At 58.9% G+C, this 10,470-nt stretch carries 13 protein-coding genes and 1 pseudogene; 5 read left to right on the top strand and 9 right to left on the bottom strand.

Translation table 11 applies throughout. From position 1 onward, the window contains the following. Positions 1–19: 19 nt before the first annotated feature. The 3 genes from FXB38_RS08960 to FXB38_RS08970 are packed head-to-tail and all read right to left on the bottom strand — an operon-like array spanning position 20 to position 2,621. Positions 20–1,021 (bottom strand): ABC transporter substrate-binding protein, encoded by a 1,002-nt coding sequence (locus tag FXB38_RS08960; protein WP_246229756.1) that lies wholly within the window; start codon positions 1,019–1,021, stop codon positions 20–22. 54 nt (positions 1,022–1,075) lie between these two features. Beyond that, positions 1,076–1,849, bottom strand: a complete 774-nt coding sequence (locus tag FXB38_RS08965) for an ABC transporter permease (protein WP_148750502.1) — start codon at positions 1,847–1,849, stop codon at positions 1,076–1,078. Further along, positions 1,833–2,621 carry an ABC transporter ATP-binding protein gene (locus FXB38_RS08970; RefSeq protein ID WP_148750503.1) on the bottom strand — a complete coding sequence of 263 codons (789 nt, stop codon included), beginning with the start codon at positions 2,619–2,621 and terminating at the stop codon, positions 1,833–1,835. Before FXB38_RS08970 ends, FXB38_RS08965 begins: the two co-directional genes overlap by 17 nt. A 192-nt stretch (positions 2,622–2,813) precedes the next feature. On the opposite strand from FXB38_RS08970, the gene FXB38_RS08975 reads away from it, so the two are divergent. After that, positions 2,814–3,479, top strand: a complete 666-nt coding sequence (locus FXB38_RS08975) for an IclR family transcriptional regulator (protein ID WP_246229758.1) — start codon at positions 2,814–2,816, stop codon at positions 3,477–3,479. A gap of 527 nt (positions 3,480–4,006) precedes the next feature. Here FXB38_RS08975 and FXB38_RS43695 read toward each other — a convergent pair. From FXB38_RS43695 to FXB38_RS43705, 3 genes are read right to left on the bottom strand one after another with little or no spacing between them, the layout of a single operon-like run. Continuing rightward, on the bottom strand, positions 4,007–4,276 hold the full coding sequence (locus FXB38_RS43695; protein WP_347340222.1) for an MATE family efflux transporter: 270 nt from the start codon (positions 4,274–4,276) through the stop codon (positions 4,007–4,009). After that, a complete protein-coding gene (locus FXB38_RS43700) occupies positions 4,258–5,070 on the bottom strand; it encodes an MATE family efflux transporter (protein ID WP_347340223.1) in 813 nt (270 codons plus the stop codon). Before FXB38_RS43700 ends, FXB38_RS43695 begins: the two co-directional genes overlap by 19 nt. Further along, positions 4,968–5,186, bottom strand: a complete 219-nt coding sequence (locus tag FXB38_RS43705; protein ID WP_246229760.1) for a hypothetical protein — start codon at positions 5,184–5,186, stop codon at positions 4,968–4,970. Before FXB38_RS43705 ends, FXB38_RS43700 begins: the two co-directional genes overlap by 103 nt. 696 nt (positions 5,187–5,882) lie before the next feature. Here FXB38_RS43705 and FXB38_RS08985 point away from each other — a divergent pair. Together FXB38_RS08985 and FXB38_RS08990 are read left to right on the top strand one after the other, a co-directional pair. Then, the gene (locus FXB38_RS08985; protein WP_148750505.1) at positions 5,883–6,134 is read left to right on the top strand and encodes a hypothetical protein; all 252 of its coding nucleotides are present in this window, start codon (positions 5,883–5,885) and stop codon (positions 6,132–6,134) included. Next, positions 6,131–6,352, top strand: coding sequence for a hypothetical protein (locus tag FXB38_RS08990; protein ID WP_148750506.1), 222 nt, complete (start codon positions 6,131–6,133; stop codon positions 6,350–6,352). Before FXB38_RS08985 ends, FXB38_RS08990 begins: the two co-directional genes overlap by 4 nt. 521 nt (positions 6,353–6,873) lie before the next feature. Here the strand turns inward: FXB38_RS08990 and FXB38_RS08995 are convergent. Continuing rightward, a complete protein-coding gene (locus FXB38_RS08995; RefSeq protein ID WP_148750507.1) occupies positions 6,874–7,200 on the bottom strand; it encodes a hypothetical protein in 327 nt (108 codons plus the stop codon). A gap of 134 nt (positions 7,201–7,334) precedes the next feature. On the opposite strand from FXB38_RS08995, the pseudogene FXB38_RS43710 reads away from it, so the two are divergent. Next, positions 7,335–7,508 (top strand): annotated as a pseudogene (locus FXB38_RS43710) (6-pyruvoyl trahydropterin synthase family protein); the annotation flags it as partial. A gap of 39 nt (positions 7,509–7,547) precedes the next feature. On the opposite strand, the gene FXB38_RS09005 reads toward FXB38_RS43710, so the two are convergent. Together FXB38_RS09005 and FXB38_RS09010 are read right to left on the bottom strand one after the other, a co-directional pair. After that, entirely contained in the window at positions 7,548–8,822 is a 1,275-nt protein-coding gene (locus FXB38_RS09005; RefSeq protein ID WP_148750508.1) for a type II toxin-antitoxin system HipA family toxin, read from the bottom strand. Continuing rightward, positions 8,797–9,120 (bottom strand): helix-turn-helix domain-containing protein, encoded by a 324-nt coding sequence (locus tag FXB38_RS09010; RefSeq protein WP_148750509.1) that lies wholly within the window; start codon positions 9,118–9,120, stop codon positions 8,797–8,799. The genes FXB38_RS09005 and FXB38_RS09010 overlap by 26 nt, the downstream gene beginning before the upstream one ends. Positions 9,121–10,248: 1,128 nt before the next feature. Between FXB38_RS09010 and FXB38_RS43450 the strand changes: the two genes are divergently transcribed. After that, positions 10,249–10,470: hypothetical protein (locus FXB38_RS43450; protein WP_210250883.1), on the top strand; the 222-nt coding region annotated here is incomplete at its 3' end.

The following is a 10,470-nucleotide window of genomic DNA, read 5'->3' on the forward strand; positions in this document are numbered from 1 at the left end:
GGGCTTGGTCTGCGGGCAGCTATTTCAGTTGTTGCGCGGCGCGTTCCGCGAAGCGATTGGTGAAGGTTTTGCTCAGGTCGATCTTTGCGGCAGCGATTTTTGGATCAAAGTCGCTCAGGACAGCGAGCGGGACCTTGGCCGCCTCGATGTCCATCCGCCCGGTTGACGAGAACAGCGCTTTCGATGCGTTCACGATTTCGATATTCACCTCGCGATTGTCAGTCTTGTAACCAGGAGGAATCGTATCGACGAACTGCTCCGTCGGCGTTGCGTTGATCCAGCGGTGAGTTTTGAGCAAGGCGTTGACCAGGCGCTGGACCGTTTCGGGATTCTTGTCGATGAAGGACTGCTGGAGGTAGAGACACGCGGTCGGATAGGATCCGCCGAAGGCTTGCTTTGAGCCTTCGATCGTGCGCGCATCGAACAGCGCTGTCGCGCTCTTCTTGCGCGCGAGAAGGGTCGCGATGGGATCGAAATAGATCAGGGCGTCGACGTTCTTGGCCTCAAGCGCCACCATGCCCGGTGCGCCGCTGCCGACCGCAATGATGTTCACATCGCGTGGACCCAATCCTGATTTCTTGATGTAGTAACGCGCCATGGTATCCGTCGATGACCCCGGCGCCGTGATCCCGAGCCTGAGACCCTTCAGGTCGGCGCCGGTTTTGACCTTGTCGGCGAGGTCGCTGCGGACACCGAGCAGGACGCCGGGAATGTCATTGAGCAGGAACACGCAGGAAATTTGCTTGCCCTGCGCCTGCATCTGAATGGTGTGATCGTAAAAGCCGATGGTCCCATCGACGGAGCCGCCGATCAGGGCCTGCAGAGCCTTTGAGCCACCGGCCTGGAAGTTCTCGACGGTAACGTCAAGGCCTTCTTCCTTAAAGGAGCCAAGCTTCACTCCAAGTTCGAGAGGCATATAGTTGAGGATCTGTGACCCCACGGCGATCTTCAATTTTGTTTTCTCGGGCTCGGTGGCATGCGCCGAAATGACCGAGAAAGCGGCCAGCGCCACGACCGGCATCAGTCTTACTGAAACGTGCATGCGAACCTCCATGATTGATGGGAGAGAGTACGATCAGCTTTCGTGGGCAGGCGCCGGCCGCCAGACCAGGAGCCGCTTTTCCGCGCGGTCGACGATGGCATCGAGGGCAACGACGAAGGCGGAGAGAACAATGATTCCTGCGAACACTCCGGTCGCGTCGAGGACACCCTCGGCCTGCGCAATTAAGTGCCCCAATCCTGCGGACGAGCCGAGATATTCGGCGACCACGGCTCCCATAACGGCCATGCCGACGGACACCCGCAGGCTCGACAGAATCCAGGTCGTGGCTGATGGCAGGTAGACGTGCCGTAGCAGGGAGGACTTCGATGCACGCAGGAGTCGGGCATTCGCCAGCACGACCGGATTGACCTCGCGGACGCCCTGAAACGTGTTGAAGAATGCGACGAACAGAACCAGTGTCACGCCGAGCGCAACCTTGGAGGTGAGGCCCAATCCGAACCAGATGACGAAAATGGGTCCAAGCAAGATGCGCGGGATCGCATTGAATATCTTGATGAAGGGCTGAACGACTTCGGCAGCGAAGGGGCTCAAGCCCAGCCAGATACCAAGTGCTGTGCCGATCCCGATGCCAGCCAGGAACGACAGGACCGTCTCCAGCAATGTTATGCCAACATCGGTCCAAAAGTCCGCCGTCGACGTCCACTCCCCGATCCTTACGACAAGTGTCGACGGTGCCGGAAAGAAGAAGGGATCGATCAGTCCGCTCCGCACGCCCAATTCCCAGATCAGGATCAGGCCAAGGACGATGGCGAACTGCGTGAGAGCGACCTTACCCCTGCGCGGCATAGCTTTTCTCCACTTCGGCGCCGAGCAGCGACCAGATTTCACGATAGAGCGCGACGAATTCGTCGGTGGTCTGCAGCGCCGTAACGTCGCGTGGACGATGCAGCGTAATCCTGACGTCGGCAACCATGCGGCTGGCGGGACCGGCAGACATCACAACGACGCGGTCCGCCAGCGTGATCGCCTCACCGAGATCATGGGTGATGAAGACGAGCGAGCGCCGGTCCGCCTGCCAGAGGTCGAGCAGGATGCGATGCATGAGGCGGCGTGTGTGGACGTCCAGCACGGAGAACGGCTCATCCATGAGAACGATCTTGGGCTCCATGATCAAGGTCTGTGCCATCGCAACGCGCTTGCGCTGGCCGCCGGACAATTGATGCGGATAGCGCTCCTCGAATCCCTTCAATCCGACCTTGGCGAGCCAGGGCCGTGCCTGCTCGCGCGCTTTCGCGATCGAGCTGCCCTGAAAGACGAGCCCGAGGCCGACATTGTCCTGAGCGGTCTTCCAGGGCAGCAAGCCTTCCTGTTGCAGCATGTAGCCGGACTGACCGTTCAGGCCCGTAAGCGACTTGCCGAAGATGCGAACATCTCCCGCGGCGGGCTTCAGCAGTCCGGTGACAGTGTTGAGAATGGTCGATTTTCCGCAGCCGGTCGGCCCCACCACTGCAACGAATTCAGTCTCGCCCACCTGGAGGTTCATGCTTTTGACGGCCGTGAAGTCCCCGAAGCGAATCATCACGTCGCGCAAGTCCACGGCAAGTCCCCGCCGCCCCATTGTTTCGCTCCATAGAACTTGTTCTGTAGTTCGGAACTTCCGGTTAGCCCGCGTCTAGTAAGGAGTCAATCGTATTCTGGTGAGCAGAATGGCACTTCTGCTTGCTGGATGGACTCCCGAACTGATTCCGATTTATAGGTTCTGCACAACAGAACCAGAGAATATGTGATGGTAAGAACAGGGGTTGATGCGGTGGCGCGGGCACTGGCAATCCTTAAGGCGTTCGACCCGGAGCGCGCCGCGATGACGCTGACGGAGATTGCGGATGCGACTGACCTCTATAAGAGCACAGTCCTTCGCCTTGCCGCATCTCTGGAGGCGGATGGATTCCTGGTGCGGGGTACCGACCGGCTTTTTCGACCCGGACCGGAGCTATGGCGCCTTGGGGCGCTCTATCAGCGCGGGCTCGACCTTGCTGATCTGATCAGACCCTCGCTCCATCGTCTGGTCGAGGTAACTGGAGAGACCGCATCCTTCTACATCGCGGAGGGCGACGAGCGCATTTGTCTTTATCGCGTCAATTCTCCGCGTTCGGTCCGGCATCACCTCGAAGAGGGTCAGCGATTGCCGATTGACCGCGGCGCTGCCGGCCGTGTTCTTACCGCCTACCGCGATTCTGCATCAGCCGATGGAAAGAAGATCAGAGATCGTGGCTTCTACGTCTCGATCGGCGAGCGGGATCCTGAGGTCGCGGCCGCAGCTGTGCCCGTGATCGACATACATGGCCAATTGCGCGGCGCCCTCTCGGTCTCCGCCATTCGGACTCGCTTTGATGCAGATGCTCGGAAGGCTGCGATTGAAGTTCTGAAGTCCGAGGCTAAAGCGCTGATTGGTCTGCTGCCTGCAAGCGAGCGCTGAGCTACAATGGCAGCGTTCTGTTTATGACGCACAGCTCAGCGGGTACCGCAAGGGCCTCTCCTGAGCGTAGCGTGCTTTTCTCACATTGTTGAGGCGCATCGGAGCGCGCATGGGCGAGGCGTTCTTTTGCAACCGGATTTTTTGGTGGTTCAAGGAATGCCCTGAAGACGACAGAGTGTAGTGCCAGATCAGCTTGGAGTGGTGGAGCGCCCCTGAAGCTGTTCCTGGAGGTGCCCAAGTGATCCGCCGCAGATCATTCTCGATTTCGACGCCCCCCACGCACGGGGCATCAGGAGGGAGGCGTCTTCAAAGGCTATTGCGCTGCTCGATATATGTGCTGGTGTGCGTGTTCTGGAGCCGGCATATGCTGACGGCCAAGCCGCGACGCGCCGACATCGATGCAAGCGCCGCCAGCACGTTGCGCGGATTGTGCGGCAAATCCGTGCCCACTGGCAGCGCATCTTGCCGCGAGCTTCCCAGGAGGCTTGCGCCCAATGCTCTGGGCTTCGATGACATACGTTCTCAGGTCAATCCGTCGCGAAACTCTGAACCCCAAACAGTCCAAAGAAGAGATGGAACACGATGCAGGTCGAGACGGCAATTTCCGTGACCTTCTCGTTATCGCTAAATAGGCTCACCAAAGGCCGTGCAAAAATGACAACGGCCGCAGAATACATCACGGAGAATGCGACCGTCACGAAGAGCATGAACTTCGCAGCCTTCAGAATACGAGCATAGTCGCGTGCGCCCCAACCGAAACCCAGGATAGCTTGAGCGCCTACACAGAACCCGGAGATAGTGCTCCGACCATCAAGATTCGCACAGCTATTCCAACCGCGTCGATGGAATCATCGCCGAACGGCGCAGCAGCTCCGTACAAGAGCGTAACGGCAAGCGCAGATAAGATACTCGTCATTGTCGCCGGCGCGCCCACCAACGCGAGCTGTCTGATGCGATCTTCTCGCAGCGAGATGTGAGATATCCTGACGAGAACTGTCCCGCCAAGCTTCGTAAAATACGTGATATAGATTCCAATAGCAGCGATCGGCGATACCAGCGTTGCGAGGGCTGCGCCTCGCACACCAAGGTCAAGCAAGAATATGAAGACGGGATCAAGCACAGCGTTCAGTAAGAACGCGGTCATCATCGCCCACATGCTGAATCGTGGACGGCCTTCGGCTCTGACAATAAACCCGCTGACGATATTTAGAAGCATGAGAGTGTACCCAGACAAAAGCGTTCCCGCGTAGTCGAGCGCCACGCGCATGATGGTTGGAGTTGCTCCGAGCGTTGCGAATATCCCTGGCAGATTTGGAAGCAGAGCGACGGTAGCTATGATACCGATCGGGGCGGTGAGCGCGAGTGCTGTACTTGCACCTCGACTCGCCTCTAAGTACTCACGAGCGCCCAGATGATGAGATATGAACGATGCTGTTCCAACCCCGATCTCCTGTCCGGCTGCCGCGAGCAGGACCACGATCGGCAAGGTCATGCTGACAGCTGCGATCGCCTGCGCGCCAAGTGCGCCAACAAAGATCGCGTTGACGAGCTGCTGTAGCGCATGAATCGATAGCCCAACAACTGATCGAATGGCGAGCCGCAGGATAAGGCCGAGAAATTCGGGTCCGATAAATCGACGTTCTGTTTTTTCTTGGGCATCACGTTGCGCTCGCTGTCGATGGCGAATTCCGTATCCGGCTCATCCATGGATGAACGTGTCGCGAGCTATTCCAAATTCGCTGAATCGCGTACTCAGCCCAACCCTCTCCGGATCCGATCTTGCACGGCCGCGGGTAAGTTCGTCTGCGCCGGTCGATCGCCGTGATCGCATCGACCGGTTGACGTTTTTCACAAGCTGATTTTTGCCAGGTCGAATTTCCGTAGGCATACGCCTCCCGTCTATCGTAACCGTCTGCGGCCCTTAACAGAATAGCGAGGACCCCGATTGAGGTGTGCGTGGCGTGGCCACCTAGGTTCTGCCGGTCATATTGTGCCGCTCTGCCCCTTGTTGGCTTCTCGTCGTTTGCGTTCACTTCTACTTCCTCGATGATGATCGGCGGAGGAACAGGGCGGGACCCCAGGGCCTTAAGTTGGCTTTGGCATCTACGGGATCTTGTAGTGGACGCTCCAGCGTCTGCATGAGATTCATCAAGCGCTTGCACGAGATGGTCGCCGACCCGCACGCCGGCCGGGACCGGGCCCCGACGAGGTCGACCAGACGCGGCAGGCCGTCGGGTACTGCCTGGCTCATTCGAAATGGAGACTCAGGTGCAAACCCACAAACATCCGGCATCAGATGAAGATACTCGCTATCTTCTTGTGCGTTGCCGCCAGCCTCCTCGATCTCCGTGCGCATTTCGCGCCACGTGTCGTCTGGTCACTGACCGCTCGGGGCCTCTGCAGTTGTCGATCCCGATTATCGGCGCGCCGACTGGCGTGCTTCTGTACTTCTTCTGCCCGGTGCTCATACCGCTGTGGCAGATGCGCGGCGGTCACGCCATCATGCGCCATCTCGCGATCGAGCTAATCGATCTGAAGACGGTGGCGGCGATGTCCGACCGGGACATGCTGCTTCTTCCGGGTGTCGGTCACAAGAAGCTAGCGCAGATCAGGACGTGGCTCGCGATGGCCATCGAAGAGGGGAAGAGGGGATGATAATAGACCGCGAGCGCCTGCTCAAGATTCTGAGGCTCACGGAGTCCAACCACGACGGCGAGGCCATCGCCGCCATGCGCATGGCCAACAAGCTGATACGCTCCGCAGGCAAGACGTGGGAGGATGTCGTGTCCCGCTTCGCGGCTCCGGCGCCCAAGTCCTACGGCTCCGACTACCGAACTCCGCCTAGCAAGCGGAGGCCGAAGACCGAGCCCTAGAAGATATACGACGGCAACATCGGAACCTATCTCAAGGCACGGACCGAGCGCAGACCGACCTGAGCACCGTTACGTTCCTCGCGTCGCTGTCCGACTACTACGAGGCGAACGGCTACCTGACCGAGCCGCAGCCGCAGTACGAGGCTGTGATGCGAATGCACAACACGAAGCCCGGCAAATCAACCTGGAGGTTCTAGTGAGTCCGAGGAAGTCCAGGACCAAGCCCGGACCGAAGTTCCTCTCGTACCAGCGCGAAAGGCGTGGCAAGAGACCTGACGCGTGCTGCGGTCGCCGCCGTAACGCATTCTACCACGAACAGGTCTGGCGATGCTACGCGAAACCTTGGGCTGCGCATAACTTTTGTGATCGACCCAGATATCGCTGGAGGACGCGCGGGCCATGTACTCCATGATCACGGCCAAGGGCAACATCAGGCACGGATGCGCGAAGCTCCCGGCGTGCGGTAACGACCCGGGCACCATGCTGACGATGCGCGACATGCTGACTGAGGCCGGGGGATTTCAGCAAGCGAGTAGCGAACGCGCTCGGATGCGCGGTCCTCCTCGCGGCTGGTCACCATCACCTCGATCCGCAATGGTCTCGCCTCCGGTCTCGGCGCGAGCGCACTTGACGTCGACTATGCCGTCACTCATGTTCTTGCCCTCCATCAGCACGTGTGGCGGCCGTTCGGATCGAGCGATGGCTCGCCATCCGACATCGATCTCGACGCGATCATCACCGGCGACATCCGGCAGACCGTCGAGACGCCCGACCGCTACGTCGGCTGGCATCGTCGGCGACGGCTCGTTGATGCGGTCGGCCGTCGGCCGCTGGGTCAAGTCTATCATCCACCGGCCCCGGGGCAGCACCGTGTTCTGCAACGCGGGATACAACCTCGGGTGGTTCAACTGCGACTGGGACGCCAGCCGTCCTGACCACCGACAGAGTACCCGTCACATCCATCTGGCCGAGTGGGCGAACTATCCGACGGGCTTTATTTAAGTTCGAGGCAGCGCACCGACTTCCAAAACTCCCGCAGACACATCGCTGTCATCGGATGCACGGTCATTCCTATCGGATCGAGGTCGTGCTGAACGGGCCGGTCGACCCGCACACCGCGTTCGTAGTGGATTTTTTCGAGCCGGCGCCGCTCTTCGCCGAAACTTGTCAAATTGAAGCGATTACGCGCGACTCTTCAGCGAGTAGGCAAAGACTTCGGAGCGTGGCCGGGATCTAGAACCAAGCTCATCTCCCTGATTTTGGCATCGATCTTCTCGAGGACGGCGGTCGGGACGACATCCCGCTCCGGAAGATTCCACCAATGATCGTTCGTCGACGACACGACTTCCTCGACGGCCGAGATGACCGCCGGTTCGGGCAGCCGCGCCCGATTAGCAAACTTTCGCCAGCGGTTTGGAGTAAGCGCCTTGAACGATTTCTCTCCACCCAAGGACAAGGCCATATCGTCCTTTGGAAAATATGCGGTGGTCGATAGGACGTCGTACACGGGGGCGATCGCCGGAGTGCAACCGTCGCCCGGATATATCGTGGACCAATTCTTCAAGTGCATGTCGCCGTTGCCGACAAGCGCGGCAAGGGCCACTCGGCGAACGAATTCTAGTGCGGCGCCTGTCGACACCGCCACGTTCAGTGCGGAGGCGATGTCGTGGTACGAAGCGTCATCATATTTTTTGGACGGCTGCCGGCCGAAGATTTGAGCGAAGTCTTCGATGTGAATTCGGGTGCCTGCGGGTCCTCGGTCGAAACGTTTCACCAGCAGGACCTTGCCGGTCGACAGAGTGTTGAACTCTTCGGGTATTCCCTCGAAATCGGATTTTTCTACAAGCTCGCGTTCCGGTACATCCATTCCGAGCGCGGCGGACAACGCTAAGATGGCGAACTCGTTTTCCGACAATCCTACCAGATTGGTCGAAGGAAATTTTGCGATGTACTGACCTTGCTCGTCGCCTATTGGCAAAGTCAGCCCGCTCCCCTTGCCCGTGTTCTTCATCACGGAAAGCTTCATCTGAACTCCCGCCAAGGAAAACCGAGCTTTGATCTCGCGTGGATTTTCTCGAGCCGCTATCGTAGTGCTGCCGTCGCTCGGTACGACGCGCACCGCGCCTGGCAAGTCCGTGCCGAGCGCCGCCAATAGATCGAAGTCGTTTCCCTGCCTCACGAATCCCGCATGGTGTTTTTCCATCGCCTCGCGGAGCTTGTCCTCGGGCAACATGTTTGCGAAGAACGCCGGCAGCATGTGCGCTGCAGGCTTCGGGTCCTTGCGAAGGCCACCATCGGCGGAGCGCAACGAGAGGCTCAAGATCGGAGGCCCTTCCATGGCTCGATAGGCTGGGTCGAGACTGAAGGCGTTGAAATCGCCTGGCGTACGCACGACCGTTCCGACCTTGAGGTCTTGAAGGAACACGTCCAGCGACTGGATGGTATTAGGGGCGCGGACTTGGGTACTCATCATCATCATCCGCGTCGGTTGTGAATGCCGGTCGGTCTTCGTCGTCGGAAGGGCGAAGCAGAGCGTTGACGCCAGGGACCATTGCTTGTGGGATCAGCATCAACTCCATGCCGAGCGCGCGCGCGACGTTGATAAGCGTGTTTGCCCGCGCAGCAGCATCGCCTTGCTCGATATCCCGGTAACGTGGCCTGGAAATGCCTGCGCGTTCGGCCACCTGCTGTTGAGTCAGGCCCGCTTGTTTCCTCGCGTCCCGGAGAAGCCGTCCAAGGTGATGGGTCGCTTCTGAGTTCCGTTCCATGATCTGTTTTCGTATCTTTCTTCAAGAAAAGGAAACGCAAAGGTATCCTTTTCAGGTCAGGCTGTCAATTGATTGATCTGTTTGCATATCTTTCAACACTTAAATGGTCCTCAAACGTATCTTTTTATCGTCGAGCCCGACGGCTCGACCGCGGGAGAGCCGCGTCTTGGCTATCGGAGCCGAAATGCCCGCTAAGGAACACATGCACAAGTCCTGCTTTGGCAATTCGGAACCCCTGCTCCGTGCTAACCGCCGGGAATACACCGGCGGCCGAAAGAGATTCGCTCGGCAGGAGTGGTTCGATGCTGATGAATAAAGAAAGACTGCCGCCGGTCCGGACGCCGCGCGGCGGAGCCATCGCGGTACTACAGGAAGCCGGTGCCATCCGCGAGTGCGAAAAACACGGCTGGATGTTGGATCGGGCCGATCCACATGCGCGCGAGCGAGCCTTCGACATTGCCCGGGCTGCCCCCGGACTTTCCGCGAAGGAAGCCAGAACGCTACTACACGGATGCGTAGAACTTCGAACCAATCGAGACCGCCCGTGCTCGGGAGAAGGCCGACCAAGACGACTATTGGTTCGCGAACAGATACACGTTCGAATGCGAGGACTTCTGCGCGCAAGTGCAGTTCGACGCGCGAATACGGAGCTCACGAAACGCGAGTGCTTGCTCTTGGAGCCCTGACGCAAAGGTGATCGAAACAAAAAAAGACCCAATCATCGACAGCTCCTTGGAGTCGGACCACCGCGTCTGGGCTGTGCGCTACAATTTGCCGCCAGCGGCCAAATTTTATTGATGGACGAGCCGGCGCTCCGCGGCAGCCACTACACATGTGTACGAGAAGCCGCGTGAACCGAGAACGGCTCCGCTAGGCACCGGGCACCTAGGAACAGACTTACGCCGCCGTCACCCGCAAGTATTTTTACTCCGCTTTGCTTAGCATATCTGCTCTGGACTACGCGCCTCACCGCCAGGGGTGCGCTCACGCGCGCTGCGGCACTTGAAGATTTTCATTTCCATTCGACGCTACCGAAGTCAGCATGAGGGAAGCGTTGCGAGTAATCGCTACGGCTTGGCTGTAGCGCAGCGCGGAAATTTACGCTAGCTTCTGCTCGCGAGTTTGCAAATGCGTACCCGCATCCGATCTCTCCGAAGACAACGAGCGAGCATTCGACCGCTTGCCCCCTCCCATCCTCAGAGCTGGGATAATCCGGACAATGAGGAAATCTGGTTTGAGTTGGCGCGCGCCATCGGACGTCAGATCGCACGGGATGAAAATTACGGCTCGGGGCAGCCGATAGAGGACCGGCATGACGACAGCGTCATTGAAGAAAACGGCTGTACTATA

The organism is Bradyrhizobium cytisi (assembly GCF_008123515.1).
Classification (GTDB): domain Bacteria; phylum Pseudomonadota; class Alphaproteobacteria; order Rhizobiales; family Xanthobacteraceae; genus Bradyrhizobium; species Bradyrhizobium cytisi.

Coding starts and splice junctions, on each gene's coding strand:
- FXB38_RS08960 (WP_246229756.1), bottom strand. CDS start 1,021: ATGCCGGTCGTGGCGCTGGCCGCTTTCTCGGTCATTTCGGCGCATGCC.
- FXB38_RS08965 (WP_148750502.1), bottom strand. CDS start 1,849: ATGCCGCGCAGGGGTAAGGTCGCTCTCACGCAGTTCGCCATCGTCCTT.
- FXB38_RS08970 (WP_148750503.1), bottom strand. CDS start 2,621: ATGGGGCGGCGGGGACTTGCCGTGGACTTGCGCGACGTGATGATTCGC.
- FXB38_RS43705 (WP_246229760.1), bottom strand. CDS start 5,186: ATGGATGAGCCGGATACGGAATTCGCCATCGACAGCGAGCGCAACGTG.
- FXB38_RS08990 (WP_148750506.1), top strand. CDS start 6,131: ATGATAATAGACCGCGAGCGCCTGCTCAAGATTCTGAGGCTCACGGAG.
- FXB38_RS08995 (WP_148750507.1), bottom strand. CDS start 7,200: ATGATAGACTTGACCCAGCGGCCGACGGCCGACCGCATCAACGAGCCG.
- FXB38_RS09005 (WP_148750508.1), bottom strand. CDS start 8,822: ATGAGTACCCAAGTCCGCGCCCCTAATACCATCCAGTCGCTGGACGTG.
- FXB38_RS09010 (WP_148750509.1), bottom strand. CDS start 9,120: ATGGAACGGAACTCAGAAGCGACCCATCACCTTGGACGGCTTCTCCGG.